The sequence below is a fragment of the Clostridium lapidicellarium genome (genome assembly GCF_041224415.1).
Lineage (GTDB): Bacteria > Bacillota > Clostridia > Clostridiales > Clostridiaceae > Clostridium_B > Clostridium_B lapidicellarium.
This window is the reverse complement of the sequence record NZ_JBGFFE010000009.1, coordinates 75,654-94,528: the sequence shown is the minus strand read 5'-3', so window position 1 is coordinate 94,528 and position 18,875 is coordinate 75,654. Positions and strand designations below refer to the sequence as shown.

24 protein-coding genes are annotated in these 18,875 nt (G+C 35.0%); 21 read left to right on the top strand and 3 right to left on the bottom strand.

Translation table 11 applies throughout. From position 1 onward, the window contains the following. Window positions 1-322 precede the first annotated feature (322 nt). Window positions 323-1,279 (top strand): GTP 3',8-cyclase MoaA, encoded by a 957-nt coding sequence (moaA, locus tag AB8S09_RS08215; protein WP_294183445.1) that lies wholly within the window; start codon window positions 323-325, stop codon window positions 1,277-1,279. Window positions 1,280-1,282: 3 nt separating this feature from the next. Here moaA and AB8S09_RS08210 read toward each other — a convergent pair whose 3' ends face one another. Then, window positions 1,283-2,170, bottom strand: coding sequence for a LysR family transcriptional regulator (locus AB8S09_RS08210; RefSeq protein ID WP_294183443.1), 888 nt, complete (start codon window positions 2,168-2,170; stop codon window positions 1,283-1,285). A gap of 128 nt (window positions 2,171-2,298) precedes the next feature. Between AB8S09_RS08210 and AB8S09_RS08205 the strand changes: the two genes are divergently transcribed. The 14 genes from AB8S09_RS08205 (at window position 2,299) to AB8S09_RS08140 (ending at window position 11,856) form a co-directional block, all read left to right on the top strand. Beyond that, window positions 2,299-3,186 (top strand): LysR family transcriptional regulator, encoded by an 888-nt coding sequence (locus tag AB8S09_RS08205; RefSeq protein ID WP_294183442.1) that lies wholly within the window; start codon window positions 2,299-2,301, stop codon window positions 3,184-3,186. Window positions 3,187-3,210: 24 nt separating this feature from the next. Next, on the top strand, window positions 3,211-4,263 hold the full coding sequence (locus AB8S09_RS08200) for a FecCD family ABC transporter permease (RefSeq protein ID WP_294183440.1): 1,053 nt from the start codon (window positions 3,211-3,213) through the stop codon (window positions 4,261-4,263). Then, window positions 4,260-5,042 carry an ABC transporter ATP-binding protein gene (locus AB8S09_RS08195; protein ID WP_294183435.1) on the top strand — a complete coding sequence of 261 codons (783 nt, stop codon included), beginning with the start codon at window positions 4,260-4,262 and terminating at the stop codon, window positions 5,040-5,042. The genes AB8S09_RS08200 and AB8S09_RS08195 overlap by 4 nt, the downstream gene beginning before the upstream one ends. A 4-nt stretch (window positions 5,043-5,046) precedes the next feature. Next, the gene (locus tag AB8S09_RS08190; protein ID WP_369868907.1) at window positions 5,047-5,598 is read left to right on the top strand and encodes a nucleoside-triphosphatase; all 552 of its coding nucleotides are present in this window, start codon (window positions 5,047-5,049) and stop codon (window positions 5,596-5,598) included. Further along, the gene (locus AB8S09_RS08185; protein ID WP_369868906.1) at window positions 5,595-6,629 is read left to right on the top strand and encodes an ABC transporter substrate-binding protein; all 1,035 of its coding nucleotides are present in this window, start codon (window positions 5,595-5,597) and stop codon (window positions 6,627-6,629) included. Before AB8S09_RS08190 ends, AB8S09_RS08185 begins: the two co-directional genes overlap by 4 nt. Before the next feature lie 151 nt (window positions 6,630-6,780). Further along, entirely contained in the window at window positions 6,781-7,293 is a 513-nt protein-coding gene (locus AB8S09_RS08180) for an RNA polymerase sigma factor (protein ID WP_294183566.1), read from the top strand. Then, window positions 7,290-7,748 (top strand): hypothetical protein, encoded by a 459-nt coding sequence (locus AB8S09_RS08175; protein ID WP_294183426.1) that lies wholly within the window; start codon window positions 7,290-7,292, stop codon window positions 7,746-7,748. The genes AB8S09_RS08180 and AB8S09_RS08175 overlap by 4 nt, the downstream gene beginning before the upstream one ends. Beyond that, entirely contained in the window at window positions 7,729-8,253 is a 525-nt protein-coding gene (locus tag AB8S09_RS08170) for a hypothetical protein (RefSeq protein WP_294183425.1), read from the top strand. The genes AB8S09_RS08175 and AB8S09_RS08170 overlap by 20 nt, the downstream gene beginning before the upstream one ends. Further along, window positions 8,246-8,551 (top strand): LiaI-LiaF-like domain-containing protein, encoded by a 306-nt coding sequence (locus tag AB8S09_RS08165; RefSeq protein ID WP_294183423.1) that lies wholly within the window; start codon window positions 8,246-8,248, stop codon window positions 8,549-8,551. The genes AB8S09_RS08170 and AB8S09_RS08165 overlap by 8 nt, the downstream gene beginning before the upstream one ends. Window positions 8,552-8,708: 157 nt before the next feature. Further along, window positions 8,709-9,527, top strand: coding sequence for a sulfite exporter TauE/SafE family protein (locus AB8S09_RS08160; protein ID WP_294183421.1), 819 nt, complete (start codon window positions 8,709-8,711; stop codon window positions 9,525-9,527). Between the two features lie 338 nt (window positions 9,528-9,865). Then, a complete protein-coding gene (locus AB8S09_RS08155) occupies window positions 9,866-10,678 on the top strand; it encodes an Mrp/NBP35 family ATP-binding protein (RefSeq protein WP_294183564.1) in 813 nt (270 codons plus the stop codon). Between the two features lie 2 nt (window positions 10,679-10,680). After that, entirely contained in the window at window positions 10,681-11,037 is a 357-nt protein-coding gene (locus AB8S09_RS08150; RefSeq protein WP_369868905.1) for a NifB/NifX family molybdenum-iron cluster-binding protein, read from the top strand. A 32-nt stretch (window positions 11,038-11,069) separates the two neighbouring features. Then, entirely contained in the window at window positions 11,070-11,258 is a 189-nt protein-coding gene (locus tag AB8S09_RS08145; protein WP_294183418.1) for a transcriptional repressor, read from the top strand. Between the two features lie 148 nt (window positions 11,259-11,406). Continuing rightward, the gene (locus AB8S09_RS08140) at window positions 11,407-11,856 is read left to right on the top strand and encodes a DUF134 domain-containing protein (RefSeq protein ID WP_369868904.1); all 450 of its coding nucleotides are present in this window, start codon (window positions 11,407-11,409) and stop codon (window positions 11,854-11,856) included. A 15-nt stretch (window positions 11,857-11,871) separates the two neighbouring features. Here AB8S09_RS08140 and AB8S09_RS08135 read toward each other — a convergent pair whose 3' ends face one another. Beyond that, window positions 11,872-12,522: a LysR substrate-binding domain-containing protein gene (locus AB8S09_RS08135; RefSeq protein ID WP_369868903.1), complete on the bottom strand. Its 651-nt coding sequence runs from the start codon at window positions 12,520-12,522 to the stop codon at window positions 11,872-11,874. Continuing rightward, window positions 12,523-12,753 carry a LysR family transcriptional regulator gene (locus AB8S09_RS08130; RefSeq protein ID WP_369868902.1) on the bottom strand — a complete coding sequence of 77 codons (231 nt, stop codon included), beginning with the start codon at window positions 12,751-12,753 and terminating at the stop codon, window positions 12,523-12,525. A 250-nt stretch (window positions 12,754-13,003) separates the two neighbouring features. On the opposite strand from AB8S09_RS08130, the gene asrA reads away from it, so the two are divergent. From asrA to AB8S09_RS08100, 6 genes are all read left to right on the top strand, one after another. Next, window positions 13,004-14,062, top strand: a complete 1,059-nt coding sequence (asrA, locus tag AB8S09_RS08125) for an anaerobic sulfite reductase subunit AsrA (RefSeq protein ID WP_369868901.1) — start codon at window positions 13,004-13,006, stop codon at window positions 14,060-14,062. After that, the gene (asrB, locus tag AB8S09_RS08120) at window positions 14,055-14,855 is read left to right on the top strand and encodes an anaerobic sulfite reductase subunit AsrB (RefSeq protein ID WP_369868900.1); all 801 of its coding nucleotides are present in this window, start codon (window positions 14,055-14,057) and stop codon (window positions 14,853-14,855) included. Before asrA ends, asrB begins: the two co-directional genes overlap by 8 nt. A 12-nt stretch (window positions 14,856-14,867) precedes the next feature. After that, entirely contained in the window at window positions 14,868-15,890 is a 1,023-nt protein-coding gene (gene asrC / locus AB8S09_RS08115) for a sulfite reductase subunit C (RefSeq protein ID WP_369868899.1), read from the top strand. Window positions 15,891-16,490: 600 nt separating this feature from the next. After that, window positions 16,491-17,018, top strand: a complete 528-nt coding sequence (locus tag AB8S09_RS08110; protein WP_294183406.1) for an FmdE family protein — start codon at window positions 16,491-16,493, stop codon at window positions 17,016-17,018. A 29-nt stretch (window positions 17,019-17,047) separates the two neighbouring features. Next, the gene (locus tag AB8S09_RS08105; protein WP_369868898.1) at window positions 17,048-18,115 is read left to right on the top strand and encodes a FecCD family ABC transporter permease; all 1,068 of its coding nucleotides are present in this window, start codon (window positions 17,048-17,050) and stop codon (window positions 18,113-18,115) included. Beyond that, window positions 18,112-18,864 (top strand): ABC transporter ATP-binding protein, encoded by a 753-nt coding sequence (locus tag AB8S09_RS08100; RefSeq protein ID WP_369868897.1) that lies wholly within the window; start codon window positions 18,112-18,114, stop codon window positions 18,862-18,864. Before AB8S09_RS08105 ends, AB8S09_RS08100 begins: the two co-directional genes overlap by 4 nt. Window positions 18,865-18,875 lie beyond the last annotated feature (11 nt).

The window sequence follows — 18,875 nt, the reverse complement described above, 5'->3', positions numbered from 1 at the left end:
GTTTGCCTCCTTTACTAATGAATAATTTTGGATAATTTAATTATCTAATTCTAGAATAACATCGTATAAATTTGATTTCCAATTCAAAAAAGATGATAGTTTATTCCAAAAAAGAATAGTCCCTTCTGCGGTTTTTAAACTATTCCGTTTTTGAATTAATTATATGATAATTTTAAATTGATTGCAGGCATCAATTGTGATTTACTATATTAAATAAGTGATTATTTTCAAAAAATTTAGACTCTTGGGACACAATAGTATATGTTATACTTGTACTTGTAAATGCAGAATAACTTGAAAATCACCTGACGGAGGGATAGATATGATAGATTCATATGGAAGGGACATAAATTATTTAAGAGTGTCAGTTACGGATTTGTGTAATCTGAGATGTATGTATTGTATGCCTGAAGGCGGCATAACAAAAATACGGCATAGTGAAATATTGAGACTGGAAGAAATATATGAGCTGGTGAAAATTTTTGTATCACTGGGAATAAAAAAAATAAGAATAACGGGAGGAGAACCTCTGATTAGAAGGGGAATCGTAAAACTGATTCAAAATATAGGCAGTTTAAGTGGAATTGAGGATTTTGCAATGACTACGAATGGAATGCTTCTTGAAAAATATGCTGGAAATTTGAAAGACGCAGGCCTTGACAGGGTTAATGTCAGCCTGGATACTTTAGATCGGAAAAAATACCGTGATATAACCAGAGGAGGGTGTTTGAAGGATGTTCTTGATGGAATTGAAGAAGCCAGAAAAGTAGGACTTGCACCCATAAAATTGAATACGGTTTTGATCAGCGGATTTAACGACAGCGAGATAGAAAGCTTTGTCGGCCTGACAAAAAATGAAGAGATAGATGTCAGATTTATTGAACTCATGCCTATTGGGCGTACCAAGGATTGGTCTCTGGATAAATTTATATCAAATAAGGTAGTCTTGGAAAAAGTTAAAGAATTAAAGAAAATTGAAAGGGAAGATGTATCGTCACCTGCCAAATATTATAAGTTACCTGGCGGGAGAGGAAGGGTAGGACTTATAAGTCCTGTTTCCCATAAGTTCTGTAAAAATTGCAACAGAGTTAGACTGACAGCAGATGGTAAGCTCAAAGACTGCCTCCTTTCAGATTATGAAATAGATTTGAAATCAGCACTGAGAAATGGAGAAAATTTAAAGAAAATAATAATTGACTCGGTTAAAAACAAGCCTGAGAGACATAATCTGGAGAAGGGAGAATATATAAAGAGGAACATGACGGCTATAGGGGGGTAATGATCATTCGTTATTTCTGTCAATTAACATTTTGACCAATTCTCTGACCTTTGGATTTTTTTGGCTGTGTCTGTTGATGACAGCTCCCAATGTGGCTGGGATACTGGGCGAGATAGGTATTGAGACAACATTGTTAGCTAGTAATTGGCTGGCTAGTTTGCGTGCTATTAAAGCAGAACCAAGTTTAGCTTCCACACCTCCTAAAATTGTTTCAGGTCTTCCTCTAAATACAATATTCGGGACAATATGATGTTCTTCAAAAAATGCCATACATAGATGGGATATGCATGTATAGGTTTCCATCAGCATAAGGGGCGTATTCTTCAATTGTTCCGGGGTGATTTGTTCTAGTTTTGCCAGGGGATTGTCTTTGTGAACTGCCAGGACAATTTTATCCGTGGAAACAGGGACGAACGAATTTTTGCCGTTGGTTAGATTTTGCTCGTCCCAATAAGTCAGTGCTATGTCAAAATTGTTGCCCAGCAGTTTACGAAATAACTGGGGCTCTTCCAATTCCTTGAGATTGATTATGAATGAAGGGTTTTCCAATTCAAACCTGCTTACTGGAATGTGGAATCCGAAACAGCTCATTATAGGCAGAGTCAGTACTGTTATTCTGTATTTGTATCCAGGTTGTAGTTTTTTTGCCATGTATTTCAGATGATGGATCTCTCCCAGTATGTGTCTTGCCTGTGGTAATAGTTGTTTTCCTTCCTCCGTTAATTTTACATGTCTGCGGCGGCGGTTAAAGAGCTGAACTCCCAATTCACGTTCAAGTGCCTGTATTTGTTTGCTAACAGAAGATTGGGCGATATTTAGCTCTAAGGCGGTTTCCATATAACTGCCCGTGTCTATTATGGTTATAAAATATTTTAATTGTTCTTCTGTCATTGTTCTCACCTATTCCATTTTTGAATTAATTATATAATAGTTTGAAATTGATTACAAGCAGCAGCTTTGATATTTTATTAACAAGGATGTCTTTTGGTGTATTTAAGTTGATAGGAAGGAGATAAGATATGCCAATCAGCATATTACGTGAATTTATTGTGCTTTCTAAAAATTTGAATTTCAGTAAGACGGCACGGCAGCTCTATATTACACAATCTGTGCTCAGCAAGCATATTGCCTTATTGGAAAGGAAAATTGGATTGACTTTGTTGATAAGAGGTCACCATAATGTTGAATTGACCGATGTGGGAAAATTGTTTTTAAAAGAGGCCATTGCTATTGTAAATCGATATGATGAAGGTATGAAAAAAGTGAAGATGGCAGTATATGGGATTAAAATGGAATTGAAAATAGGCTACTTGTATGCAAGTACCAGAGATATTCTCGTACCAGCCATGCAGCTTTTTAAAAAATATTATCCCCATATTGAGTTGAAATTGATGGCCTGCGAATACGGGAAACTGGCCCAAAAACTTAAAAACAATGATTTGGATTTGATCTTGACTGCTGATTTTGATAAGGATATTTTGTTTTGGTGTGACACGTACAAGTTATATGAAGATGAGCTCTGCGTTGTAGTACGTAAGGATCATCCTCTAGCTAAACGGAAAAACATTACAATTCATGAGCTGAATTCGGAACGTATATTGATGCCTTCAAATGAAAATTTTAATGGATATGCGACATTTGTAAATGAGATCTTCAATTCAGAAAAATTATCTCAGGATAGGAAGCTCCGGTATAAATGTGCGGGTTCCTCACTTCTGATGGTTGAGGCAGGATATGGTGCTGCAATTGTTCCACAAAAACTCAAAACTATTGCAAGTGAGAAAATTTGTTTTATACCACTTAGAGGGAATCAATATTCTTTTGATGTTATTGCAGCCTGGAGAAAAGTAAATAATAATCCGGCAGTAAAAAAATTTATTCAGATGTTGTCTGATATTCAAATATGATGGATTTTGTAGAAGGGAAGGCATGTGATAGAACCATTGGATTTATATGAAGGAAAATTTGAACAGAGGAAAACAATTTATTTTATACTTATAACCACTACACTACTTATAATAACCATTTTGGTTTCGTTGACCATTGGAAAATATTCAATATCATTGCCGCAATTTTTCAATGCCCTGGTATCAAAAATTCTTGGCCGTAGCGCAGCAAAAGCCAATGTTGTTGAAACGGTACTCTTTGATGTCAGAGCCCCTAGAATATTATCTGCCTTAATGGTGGGAGCGGCTTTGTCTGTGTCCGGGACCACATATCAAGGCTTATTTAGAAACCCTATGGTGTCTCCCGATATACTTGGAGCTTCTGCTGGTGCGGGATTTGGTGCGGCATTGGGAATTCTTTTGTCATTTAATGATTTTGGTATACAGGTTTCTGCTTTTTTATTTGGACTCACAGCGGTAATGATCACATATTTAATAAGTACCATGATATCGAGAGACAATAATGCCACATTGGTACTCGTACTTACGGGTATGGTTGTTGCAGCTTTGTTCACGTCTTTTACTTCAATTACAAAATATGTGGCGGATCCATACGAAAAGCTCCCGCTTATAACTTTTTACCTTATGGGAGGACTGGATGCTGTTACTGTGAAGGATGTCAAAATATTACTGGTACCAATGGTTATAGGACTTATACCGCTTATCTTATTGAGGTGGAAGTTTAATGTTATTTCATTTGGAGATGAGGAAGCGGAATCTTTAGGTGTTGATACTTCAAAATTGAGATTGGTTTCAATTCTTTGTTCCACTTTAATGACAGCCGGAGCTGTATCAATTAGCGGCATGATTGGGTGGGTGGGGCTTGTAATACCTCATATAGCAAGAATGATTGTCGGACCTAATTTTAAAATATTGTTACCGGCGTCACTGCTTATCGGAAGTATTTTTCTTTTATTAGTTGACGATATAGCCCGTTGTGCGTTTCCCGTGGAAATTCCGTTGGGAATTTTAACGTCACTTATTGGAGCACCTTTTTTTATTTATCTTCTAATTAAAGGAAAGAAGGGATGGGCTTGAAGTTAGAAGTGAGGGATGCAGTCTGTGGATATGGTAAAAAGAATATAGTAAGCGGCATATCTGTGAATGTGAGTTCAGGGGAGATATTGTGCCTATTGGGACCCAATGGTGTAGGCAAAACTACTTTTTTCAAAACTATATTGGGTTTTTTGAAGCTGAAAAGCGGAGAAATATTGATAGACGGAAAAAATATACACAATTATTCAAGAAAGCAATTGGCCAAAATTATTGGCTATGTTCCCCAACTACATACACCTACTTTTCCATTTAAGGTTTTTGACGTGGTGCTGATGGGAAGAACTGCCCATATTCCAATGTTTTCTTCTCCTAGTAAAAAGGACAGGTATATTGCAGAAAAGGCTCTGGAAGATTTAAAAATATCCTATTTGAAAGACAAGGTATACACGGAAATAAGCGGCGGAGAAAGGCAGATGGTTTTAATTGCCAGGGCCCTTGCCCAAAACCCGGAGATATTGATAATGGATGAACCGACTTCAAATTTAGATTTTGGGAACCAGATTAAAGTACTGGAACAGATAAATAAGCTTTCTAAAAAAGGACTGGCAATTATTATGACTTCACATTATCCCAACCATGCTTTTCTGTGTTCTACAAAAGTGGCATTCATGCAGAAAAATAATGTATTTGTGGTTGGTGATGCAGATAAAGTTGTTACGGAAGATAACCTTAGACGGGCATATGGGATTGATGTGAAAATAATAAATACATCCAATTCTAAAGGCGGTGTTGTAAGGGCCTGTATTCCGATGATAGGTTAATTTTATGTATGAATATTTTAAAGGAAGAGGGAGATTGAAAATTATTGTGAAAAATATTTTTTTTACCGGCGAGAAAGGAGTGGGGAAATCTACAATTATAAAAAAGATCATTAAAAATGTGGATTGTTCGATAGGCGGATTTATTCAGGAAAAGGAACTGAGTGGGGGAAATAAACGCTTTAGGGTAAAGTCGCTTTATAATTTGGATGACAGTTATATTATTGGGTTCTATGATAAGAAAGAAAATGAATTGCACTGGGATATAAATACATTTGATATCATATCGAGGGATGTATTGTTGAAGAGTCTACAGGATAGAGAATTGATGATTTTGGACGAATTGGGCTATATGGAAGAAAAAGCTCCCCTATTTCAAAAAATTGTTTTTAGAATGCTTGACAGCAGCAAGCCTGTAATAGGAGTGTTAAAAAAATGTAATGGAAATTTTGTGCGAAAAATAGCAGAGAGAAAAGATGTACAGGTAATTGAAATTGATAAAGATAATAGGGATTTGATGGAGAGAAAAATTCGAGGAATATGGAGGAATGGCAAATGAAGAAAATAGCTAAATTTTTAATCCTGGTATTGATTGTATGTACTTTTGGTGCCTGCAACAAGAGTACTACAGCGTCTACACAGGGTGCAAATGCTGCAGATAACAGGGAAATCACCGTTACCGATGGTGCAGGAAGGAAAATAAAATTGTCCAAGCCTGCTGAAAAAATATTGACTAATTATCCTATAGCGGTGCAGATATTGTGTGCTTTGGGAAAACAAAATAATATTTTAGGTGCTGATGGAAATGTTATAAAAGATCCGCTGACTTTTTCACCGAAGTCAGGTACAAACAAAGTGTCTTCTGCCAATGAAATGAATGTAGAGCAGATAGTAGCTTCCAAACCGGATCTTGTTATCATGCAGAAGAAGAATCAGAAGATTGTGCCAAGTCTTGAGAAATCCAACATAAAGGTTTTTGTTGCCAATGCGGAGAGCCTTGACGAATTGGAGTCTACTGTGAAAAATTTGGGAATAGCTGTTGGCAGGGAAAAGCAGTCGCATGAATTTATGAACTATTATGCTAAAACGCTGAATTCCATTGATAATAAACTTAAAGCCGTAGATCAAAACAATAGACCTAAAGTGTATATGGCAGGCGGGGCCATGTATTCCACTCCGGGAAAAAATATGTTTCAAAATTCATTGATTAAATTAGCTGGAGGAGTGAATGTGGCGGAATCTTTGAGTGAAAGTGCTAAATGGAGCCAGGTATCTGCAGAACAGGTGATTAACTGGAATCCTGATGTGATAATTCTCACACAATATTGTGGAGTAAAGCCGCAGGATGTACTTAACAATCCTACTTTGAAGGATATAAATGCTGTAAAAAATAAAAAAGTTTATCTGATGCCTTCAAAGATGAGCGCCTGGGATATGCCCTGTCCACAGACAATTCTGGGAATAATGTGGCTTAGCAAGAAGATAAATCCTCAAGTATTTAAAGATATTGATATAATGGAGGAAGTAAATGATTTTTATCAAAAGTTTTATGGCACTACTTATACAAAACTCGGAGGAAATGTAGATTGAAACAAAATAGCGGCAATTAAAAAAGGATAGACTATTTAGTATCTATTGTATTGAATAGTCTATTTTTTTATATTATTTTATGTAAAAATTAAAATTGTTGAAGTGTTTTTTACTTGTAAATCGTTATATTATTGTGAGTTCAAAAAAGGCGGTGGTGGTTATTCAAAAAAATCAATTTGAAAGATATGTAAAACAGTATGGAGGTTTAGTCATTACCATATGTTTTTCCTTTACAAGAAACTATTTTGACGCCGAAGATATAGCCCAACAGACTTTTTTAACCGCCTATAAAAAATTGAATAGATTTGACGGAAAGAATTTTAAAGCTTGGATTACAAAAATTGCAGTTAATAAATGCAAAGATCATATTAGAAGCTCTTCCAGAAAAGCGGAGAAACTTACCTGTGAAGATTATATATACATAGAAGATCTAAAGAATTCTCCTGAAGAAAATATGCTGGCAAATTACAGCATCAGAAAAATATATGAGCTGTGTAATAAATTAAATGAACCTTATAAAACTGTGGCGGTAAATTATTTCTGTAGAGATATAAAACTTTCAGATATGGCAAGGAATACAGGAGAAAATTTAAAAACGCTCCAGACGAGACTATATAGATCAAAAAAACTTCTTAAAATTTTATGGGAGGAGGAGTTGATTTGAATAATGATCTGTTTGATAGAAGAGGACATATAAAAAATTCGTCAATAGAGAAATTGAAAAATGGAAATCTGAAGAAAACAGAAATCAATATTTTATCGGAGCACATAGAAAGCTGTGAAGAGTGTGCACAAAAGCTGTCAAATAGCTTTGAGCAAAAGGACTTTTTAAAAGTACCCTGTGGGTTTGAGGAAGAGATAGAATATAAAATAAATAGAAATCACAAGAAAAATAAACAGCTTTTTTTCTATTCGCTGAAAGTATCTGCTGCAGCTTGTATGGCACTTGTACTTGTATTTTCCAGTGCCCTCAATTTTATGGCCGACACCGGCGTGAGGAAATTGGAAATAAAATCGCCCCAGTTTACAGCGGTAAATTCTATGAATGTGAAACTTGAAAATTTTACTAATAATATAATCGATAGGGAGGTATTTAATAATGGTATCCAAAAAAAGTAGTTTTTTAACTATTATATTTTCTTTTCTGCCCGGTGCAGGACATATGTATATGGGTTTTATGAAAATGGGATTGTCAATTATGGCAGTATTTTTTACAATAATATTTTTTTCCAGCTGGCTTCATATAGGTCCGCTTTTGTACATTACTCCACTTATATGGTTTTATTCACTTTTTGACTGCATAAACAAACAGAGTATGCCCCAGGAAGAGTTTGACAAATTAGATGACAGCTATATATTTTCTATAGACAAATTGCTGAAATTGGATAAGAACCTGTTTAAGAAACAGGGATTGTTTTTTGGAATACTTCTAATTTGTATGGGACTATACCTTATCTGGGATAATATAAGATTCATTATTCAGCCATATATCAATTCTGAAATTTATAAAATTATAAGTAATTTTACAGAAATTATCCCGCAGATGATTGTGGGAATAGCCATAATTGTAATTGGAATAAAACTTATCGTGGGGAAGAAAAAAGAGGTTGATGAAGATGACTAAAGGAAGGAGAGTTGGTACATTTACATCAGGTATAATGCTTATTGCATTTGGGACAATGTTTTTAATAAACAGTTTATTGAAAATTGTAAATTATAAAGTCTTAATATCCCTTTGGCCTGTAATTTTGATTTCACTTGGAGCGGAGATCATTGCAGCTTACGTGGTAAACGATGGAGAAAAAATAAGGTATGATTCAGGAGCGATAATTATTGTGATGGTACTTTGCGCTTTTTCCATGATCATGGGAGGACTGCAACTTGTCATTACAAACTATCCGCAGTTTAGAGTGGTGTTTTAGAAAATAGTGATAAAAATTATTTACAATAGATAAAAAAAAGAGAAGCATTTACATTTAATATAAATACTCTAGAAGGGAAAGGTGTGTTAAAATAATAAAGGCAGTTTTATCAATCTATAGATTTTAATAATAGTAATAGGAAGAAGGTTTTTTAAAAGTGATACAATTCTTGTGGCTGGTTCCTCTGGGATTTCTTGTTGGAGCATTTGGAACTCTAATTGGTGCTGGCGGAGGTTTCATACTTGTGCCTATATTGTTGTTATTATATCCTGACAAAAGCCCAGATACTATAACTGGCATTTCTCTTGCAGTTGTATTTTTTAATGCATTATCTGGTTCTTTTGCTTACTCCAGGATGAAACGTATTGACTACAAATCCGGGATAATGTTTGCAATTGCAACAATTCCAGGTTCAATATTCGGTTCGGTTACGACATCATACGTGCCAAGGCAGCTTTTTAATGGAATATTTGGCGTGATATTAGTCATTGTGTCAATATTCTTAATAGTAAGAACGAAAAAGGAAACAATAGAAAAAAATGTGGTAATTAAGAAGGGATATGTTACAAGAACAGTAATAGATATTGAAGGGGTGAAACATACATTTTCATATAATCCTCTTGTTGGAATTATTGCAAGTGTTTTTGTAGGACTTATATCCAGTTTTTTAGGAATAGGTGGAGGAATAATACATGTTCCAGTACTTATTAACATGCTGAATTATCCAGTACATATTGCAACTGCCACATCACATTTTGTTTTGGCAGTGATGTCACTATCGGGAACTGCAGTTCATATAGCAGATGGAGTACTGCAATCCAGTGTAATTCAAACTGCTGCATTATCAATAGGTGTGCTGTTTGGGGCACAGTTGGGTGCTAGACTTTCAGAAAAAATTCATGGAGTCACGATAATTAGAAGTCTTGCAGCTGCTTTAGCTATTGTGGGAATAAGAATATTTTTTATGGCTCTGTAAATTAATGAACACAATAAATTTATTATTTGGGAATTAAAAAATTTTTTATAAAATGAAATAAATTTCAGATGTTCTTTTTATCCCTTTGCAATAGGGATTTTAATATGCTGATATTTTGTTTTATTTCTTTTATTTCAACTTCATATTTTTGGACAGCAACGCCGGGAAGGTGAATGCCGGTTTGGTTTAATACAAATTTTCTCTCTTCGTTAACTTCTTCAAACTTTATAGATTCTGTTAATATTTATTATAACATTTTTAATTGGCATTTGACAATAACTATAAACAGGAGTAATATGATATTGGCAAATGCCAATATAAAAATGGGAGATGATTGTATGTCAGATCGTGATTCATGCCCATCAAATGACGGATGTGAAAAAGAAAATAATCCTATGAATAATGTAAAAAAAGTAGTAGGTGTAATGAGTGGAAAAGGAGGAGTAGGTAAATCTACAATTTCGGTATTATTGGCAAAGCAGCTTAATAAGAAGGGTTTTAAGGTAGGTATACTTGATGCTGATATTACAGGGCCGAGTGTTCCAATATTACTGAATTTAAAAAATAAGAGAGCAAGAGCCAAATATGAAAATATTCTGCCGGTAGCTACAGAGGAAGGTATAGAAGTCATGTCGCTTAACCTGCTGATAGAAAATGAGGAGGAACCGGTAATCTGGAGAGGGCCTTTGATAGGCAATATTGTCAAACAGTTTTGGACAGATGTACTGTGGGGAAAACTTGATTATTTGATAATTGACATGCCACCGGGGACAGGAGATGTAGCTATTACTGCAATGCAGTCGATACCTATTGATGGAATAATAATGGTATCGGTGCCACAAGATTTAGTGTCTATGATAGTTTCAAAAGCTGTAAATATGGTAAATAAAATGGGCGTTAGTATTTTAGGTATTATTGAAAATATGAGTTACGTAAAGTGCCCAAATTGTAATAAGAAGATCAGAATCTTCAACGGTGAGAATACTCATGAGTTTTTAAAAAAAATGGATTTAAAATTTCTTGGTGAATTGCCTGTAGTGGACAGTATATGTAACCCATTGTCTTCCCAAGATAAAAATACAAATAATAGTATAGATTCAATATTCAATCCGATAGTTGAAAATATAATCAAAAGCTTAAAGGAGGAATAAAAATGAAAATTGCAGTAGCAAGTGATGGGAAACAAGTAAGTGGACATTTTGGACATTGTAGTGGATTTATGATTTATGAAATAGGGGAAGACAAATCTTTAAAAAGGAGTTTTGTGGAGAATCCAGGACATAAACCGGGATTTTTACCGGCGTTTTTAAAAGAAAAGGGTGTAAATGTAATAATATCGGGAGGAATGGGAGAAACTGCGGTTCAATTATTTAGAGATAATAAAATAGAAGTTGTCATAGGTGCGCAAGGCCTATGTGATGATGTAATACAAAAATATATAAATGGAGAACTAAAATCTACTGGGAGTGTATGTACAGAGCATCAATATGAGGGAAATTACAATAAGTAATTAGATTAAATTTATGAGGTGAGTATTTGAATATGAAAGATGAATTTTTGTTAATCAAAGAATTGTTGAATAAGAAAAATTACAAGCTTACCAATCAAAGGGAAATTGTACTTGAAGTTTTAATTGAATCAAATATTCACCAAAATATCAAAGAGATTTATGATAAAATAAAAAGTCATAATAAGATAGGTCTTGCAACTGTTTATAGAACAATATATTAATTGCAATGATATAATAGATATAGATGATAGCAATATCAATTTAGAATTTATTAAACTAAATAATTACATAGAAAAAATTAAAAATATTGATATAAAAGATACCAATATTGTTTTAGTCGGAATATGCAGCAAATGCAGGGAGGGAAAAATGCCAAGACCAGTTAAATATAGAAGTGTAGAGAAATTGCCGCAATATACTTATTTTATACCGGTAGGTAGGAAAAAATGTGAAATAAAAGATGTAGTTATAAAAGTTGAGGAACTTGAAGCAATGAGACTGAAAGATATTGAAAAATTAAATCAGGAAGAATGTGCTGAAAGAATGCACGTGTCCAGGCAGACTTTTCAAAATATAATAGATAGTGCAAGGGAAAAAACAGCGCTTGCTCTGACACAGGGGAATTCAATAAGGATAAATGGAGGAAACTACAGACCTGTATTCTGCAAATTTAAATGTTTTAATTGCGGCAATATATATGAGATAAAAAAAGAAGAAGACAAATATGTCTGCCCTTCCTGTGGTTCAAATAAGGTTATTTGTAATAAAAGAGCTAATCTCTGCAAAAAATGGTGCAAATTAGGTAGAAAAGATGATTGAATTATAATTTATTTATCATTTATAGGCAGAATTAAAGAGCTTTTCTATTGCTGAAATTAATTTTTTGAGGGCAGAGGAAATGTACTTGTCTTTGTGATAAATTATTTTAAAGCTTCTGTAAAGTGAAAAGTCCTTGATGGGAATCTGCACCACATTATTCTGGTGAATTAGTAGGCTTTTAGACAGGATTGATACACCCTGACCGGCAGCAACTACGTTGATTATGGAGTCAGAGCTGTGGCACACCCATTTTTTTATAATTGGTATTCCCCTGCGTTCCGTTAGATTGATGAGAAAATCCCTGGTACCGGAACCCTCCTCACGAAGTACACAGTCTTTACCCTTTAAATCGGACAGTTGAATTGATTTTTTTGAAGCAAATGGATGATTCTTGCCGCAGATCAAGACCATTTCATCTTGGTAGACTTCATGGGATATAATGTCTTTTGAATTTACCAATCCTTCTATTACGGCTATATCTAGAGTTCCATCAATAATTTTCTGTATGATGTCCTTAGAGTTGTCTACATATACACGTATGCGAATTTTAGGATTTTTTTCTTCAAATTTGGATATGATATTACCCAGAAAGAAACTTCCTACGGTAAGTGAAGCTCCTACATGAATGCATATCTGTTCGGAAGCATGGTGCAGATAATGTTCCATTTAACGAAAATTTGAGAGAATATGTCTTGCATAATTTAAGAATTCCCTTCCCACATCTGTAATGTATAATTTTCTGGAAAGCCTTTCAAACAATTTCACATGATATTCCTTTTCAATCTGAGAAATAACATGGCTGACAGTGGGCTGGGATATATAGAGTTTTTTTGCTGCAGCTCCTATTTTTCCATTTTCTGCTACTGCGGTGAAAATTTCCAGGTCCCGTATTGTCATGGATATCCCCCTTTTTACATAAAAATACATAGATAAAAAGCTATGAAATTATAATAAGTTTAGCATTTTACAAAAGAAATGGCAAGGAATATAATTTTTATATAGGGAATTGGCCAATACCCATTTTACAATTTAGTTGAAAAATCAGGTGATTCTTAGCTCCAGTTGGAGTTTGCTTATAGGAAATACTTTTCTCCACCTGAATCTTTAAAATTGTGAAAATGAAAAATTTAGAAAGGGTGTAATCAAGATGAAGGTTCCCGATACCTGTCAGCTTAGAGCTGAAGATATGAATGAATTATTTGCTAAATTGGAACAGAAATATGTTATCTATGCTCCGGTACGAATTCGTGGAGGAGGAAGATATGCAAAACAGGATTCCATTTTATACAAGCCAGTGCACAGATATGAAGAGATAGAATATAGTGAACGTTCGACTTACCCTATGAAAGAGGTTCTTACTCCAATTACTCAGACCTTGTTTTATTTTACTGAGGATGAATACAGGGAAAGCAAAATGAGAGAAAAAAAAGACATTTTGGTGTTTGGCAGGGCATGTGACATAAATTCAATAAAAATTCAGGATCAGATTTATCTGAAAAATGGTGATATAGAAGATTATTTTTACAAAAGAATAAGAGACAAGGTAAAGTTTGCAGTGATGGAATGTGCCAATGAATTTGATGGGTGTTTTTGCTGCAGTATGGGTACGAACACCACAGATATGTATTCCATTGCTGTATCCTTTGGTGAAAATATAAATAATGTGGAAGTAAAGGATGAGGAATTTAAACAATATTTTCGAAATTACAAACTATCTGATTATAAGATCAAATTCCCTGCAGAAAACAAACTTAAAGTAAAATTTCCTGTAATAGAGGATCTGGATATGGCAAACAAGATAAAAAATCATCCGATGTGGGATGAGTTTGAAGACAGATGTATTGGATGTGGTTCATGCACTACTGCGTGCAGTACATGTACCTGTTTTGAAACCACAGATATAGTGTATACACAAAATGCAAATGTAGGAGAGAGAAGAAGAACCTGTTCTTCATGCATGCTTGAAAATTTCGACAAAGTTGCGGGAGGCAGCTCCTTTAGAAAAAAAGTTTCTGAAAGATACAGATATAAAATCCTCCACAAAGTTTACGGATACAATGCAAGATTCAAGGATGGTCCTATGTGTGTGGGCTGCGGCAGATGTTCTGCAAGATGTCCTGAACTTATAAGTTATCCTGCCACATTGAACAAGCTATATGATGCTGTAGAGGAAATAAAAAAACAGGGAGGAGTCAAAGATGTTTAACAATCCAGTTAGGCCGGAGCCGCATAAGATATTGAAGATAATTCCACAAACAAAGCTTGAATGGACTTTTCGCATAGAGAACAATATTCCCGTAAAACACGGCCAGTTTATGCAGCTTTCCATTCCAAAAGTTGGCGAGGCACCCATATCTCTAAGTGGTTTTGGAAAAGGATATGCAGATTTTACGATAAGAAGAGTGGGAAAAGTTACGGATAGATTATTTTCCATGAAGGAAGGGGACTATATTTTCCTCAGGGGATGTTATGGAAATGGATGGCCTTTTGAAAAACTCAAAGATAAAAATGTTGTGGTTATTGCTGGGGGTACTGGAGTTTCACCGGTAAAGAGCCTTATAGACGAGTTATTTGATAGGAGTGACTATGCAAAAGAAATTTATCTGATTTTTGGGTTTAAAAATTCCAATAGTATTCTGTTTAAAGATGAGCTTGAAAAGTGGAAAAAAGCTGGATATTTTCATGTGGTTTATACCCTTGACAATGAAAAGTACAGTGGCTGGCAGGTTGGAATGGTAACAAACTTCATAAAGAATATTCCATTTGAATCTTTTAAAGGAAATTATGAATGTCTTGTAGTGGGCCCTCCTGTAATGATGAGATTTGTAGGTAAAGAATTGATTGTAAATAGTGTACCTGAAGATAAAATATGGATGTCGTTTGAGAGAAAAATGTCCTGTGCCGTTGGAAAATGCGGACACTGCAGAATCGATGAAACATATGTATGTTTAGATGGCCCTATTTTCAATTATACAATAGGTAAAAAGCTGGTTGATTAGGAGGGGAAAATTATGGTGGAAGATTGTAATATAAAAAAATTAAGGAACAACTGTTTCAGGCAATCCAAAGTACCTGGTGAATTTATGCTTCAGCTTAGAGTCCCAGGTGCTGTTATAGATGCAAAGTGGCTCGATGTTATAAAATATGTGTGTAAAAAATGGGGAAATGGTTCTTTCCATTTAGGTGTCAGACAGACTTTGAATGCACCTGGAATAAAAGCAAAAGATATACCTGCGGTAAATGAATATATACAGCCTTATTTGAAGAGTATAGAGCATAAAATGTGCGGTGTGAATATGAAAACCGATAACGGTTACCCTTATATTGCCCCGAGAAATATAATGGCCTGTATTGGAGAAATTCATTGTATCAAGGCAAATGTAAACACACAGAAGCTGGCGCGAAAACTGGAGAAGATAATTTATCCCAATCCGTATCATATCAAGATTTCGGTATCAGGTTGTCCTAATGACTGTGCGAAAGGTCACTTTCAGGATTTTGGCATAATTGGATGTACAAAGCCTGTTTATGATATAAACCGATGTATTGGCTGTGGGGCCTGTGTGAGGAAGTGTGAAAAAGCTGCAACCCGTGTGCTGTCACTTAATGACAAGGGTAAAATAGACAAAGATACGTGCTGCTGTGTGGGATGCGGTGAATGTGTTATTGCATGTCCAACGGGGGCATGGCGCAGACCGGACAAAGATTTTTATAAGATAATTCTTGGCGGCAGGACAGGAAAACAGTATCCCAGGATGGGAAAGATGTTTGCAAACTGGTTGACTGAAGAAAGTGTACTTGCGATAATGGCAAATTGGCCTAGATTTTCAGAATGGGTACTTGGCGGAAAGCCTGTTTATATTCACGGCGGCCATCTGATAGACAGGGCAGGGTATGAGAAATTTAAAGAATTCATGCTCGAAGGTGTCACATTGAATCCGGAAGCTTTTATTGCCGAGAATATCAACTGGACGGAAACAGAGTACAGGAGCAACATTCATGTGAAGCCGCTGAGTAAACATTTAACTGTTTGATAAGGTCCTCTGTGATAAATTAAGAAAAAATGTAAGTGTTTTAAAAAATATTAATCCAGGCATGGTTATATTAGCAGCTGTCGGGATTGATGAAAAAAATATTAAAGATTATGTTGAGACGTGAGTTGATGCTATTGTTACTTCTTGCATTTATTATGCAAGACTATTGATATAGGGTGCAAAATAGGACCTGTTGTATAATGTTTGTTCAGACTCAAGAGGGGATATTATGCTTCAGAATTATAAAAGGTTGGGAGTTATAAATACTGGAGTCTGCGGTGTGGAAGATTATTTAGGAAAGACAAGAAAAATAGTGAAAGAACTGAAATAAAGTAGTTCTAAAAATATTATCATATATGTGTTAAAATGGTTTCAAAATGATATACTTTTCATTTTGAAACCATTTTTTATCATTATGATAAATAATTCTCTTTTGCTGACTATAATTTTAGCTGTTATAGAAAATATTTTTAGATTGAGTTGGCTTTGTACACAGCATTTTTATAGTAATTTATATATTTTAAAATCATATTTTCCATTTTGGCTTGAAAATTGCTTGTATTTATATGTACACGATATATTCAAAAGGAGAGATTATCAATGAATAAAAAAGAATTGTGGAATAAGTGCATAGAGTTCCATGGACATGATTGCCCGGGGCTTGCCATAGGATTCAAAGCTTGTGAAGCAGCAATAGAAAAGATGAATCTGAAATTTTCATCTGATGAAGAAATAGTATGTGTTACTGAAAACGATGCCTGCGGTGTTGATGCAGTACAGGTTATAACAGGATGCACTTTGGGAAAAGGCAATCTGGTGTACAGAGGTACTGGTAAAATGGCTTTTTCATTTTTCAACAGGGGAAATGGAGATAATATGAGAGTTGTTTTGAAACAGATTAAGGGTGAAATGAGCAGGGAGGAAAAAGAGAAGTACATTTTGGAGTCACCGGCAGAAGAAATATTTGATATAAAAAAGCCAAAATTTCAAGCCCCTAAAAATGCAAGGTTGTTTAATACGATTATTTGTGAACAATGTGGAGAAGGTGTTCCTGAGCATAAAATAAGAATAAGCAACGGAAAAAAACTTTGCCTGGATTGTTTTGAAGAGTACACACGGGGATGGTAAGATGATGTATCAAATAAATAAAGGGATTGATGAAATTGAAAGAGGAAATGTGCATAAACTATGAAAGATATACAACAAGAAAAAGAATTATAATCTTAGTTATTCTGTTGTTAATTATAATATTTTCTCTATTTTCAATATGTGCCGGCTCATCGGCTATTAAACCCTACCAGGTTTTAATGGGAATTTTTCAAAAGGGAAGTGGGTTATCAAATCTTGTAATCTGGAATATACGGCTTCCAAGAGTCCTTGCTGCCATTATAGCAGGTGCAGGACTGTCTGCTGCAGGATGTGTAATGCAGAGTAATCTGAGAAATCCTCTTGCATCACCATCAACTTTAGGAATATCAAATGCTGCGGCTTTTGGTGCAAATGTTGCTATTATAATATTTGGTGCAGGAAGTGTTAAAAGTACAGGTGCTGATGCAGTGCTTATAGATAATCCGTATATAGTTACTATTTGCGCATTTTCCTTTTCTATGATAGCTGCTGTCATTATTTTAATGATTGCGAGACTTAGATCCCTTTCTCCAGAGGCTATATTACTTGCGGGGATAGCTATAGGATCTCTTTTTTCTGCAGGTATTACGCTTATTCAGTATTTTGCCCAGGATGTTCAGGTAGCAGCTGTTGTATTCTGGACATTTGGTGATCTTGGACGTGCTTCTTGGAAGGAAATAATTATAATGGCAGTTATTATAGGGGTATCGATGATTTATTTTGCTGTTAGACAATGGGATTATAATGCTATGGACAATGGGGAGGAGGCTGCAAAAAGTCTAGGAGTAAGTGTTGAGAGAATACGATTTGGGGGAATGTTTACTTCTTCTTTAATCACTGCGGCAGCAGTTTCATTTCTTGGTATTATAGGATTTATAGGGCTTATAGGGCCTCAGATAATGAGAAGGATTATTGGAGGGGATCATCGTTTCTTGATTCCAGCATCCGCACTTATGGGTTCACTTTTACTTCTCGTTTCTGACACATTTGCAAGAAGCATAGTTTCACCTATAATTCTTCCTGTTGGAGCTATTACATCTTTTATGGGAGCACCTATGTTTTTATATCTGCTCATGAGGGGGTATAGGAAAAAATGATTTTATCTGTAAGGGGACTTGCATTTAAATATACAAGCAGATCTGTCTTAAAAGACATTAATTTTTCGGTGGAAAAAGGAGAATGTGCTGCACTCCTGGGTACAAATGGAGCAGGAAAATCCACTCTTCTTAAATGTATAGATCGTATATTGAAGGCACAATACGGTACTGCATTAATTGAAAAAAATGAAATCTTTAAACTCAGCCCTATAAAACTTGCTCAGAGGGTTGGTTATGTTTCACAGCAGCAAACAAGTGTAAGAACCACTGTTTTTGATTCCGTACTTTTGGGAAGGAAACCCTACATTAAATGGAATGCTTCAAAAGAAGATATTTCAATAGCTAATATGGCCATTGAAGCTCTGGAGCTTGAAGATTATTCTTTAAGATTTTTAGATGAGCTAAGCGGTGGAGAACTGCAAAAAGTTGTTATTGCAAGGGCTATTGCCCAAAAACCTGAGATACTTCTTTTAGATGAGCCTACAAGCAATCTGGATTTGAAAAATCAGCTTGAAGTGATAAGAATCATCAATAGGATAGTTAAAACTCAGGGAATTGCTGCTGTAATGATAGTTCATGATTTAAATCTCGCCATAAGGTTTGCGGATAAATTTATCATGCTGAAAGATGGTACAATTTTTGCCGCAGGCGGAAGGAAAATAATGACTCCTGAGAATATTGAAAGAGTTTATTCTGTTCCAGTAGCCGTAAAAAATTATAAGAATATTCCGGTAATTATACCGCTGTAAGTTATTCTCAT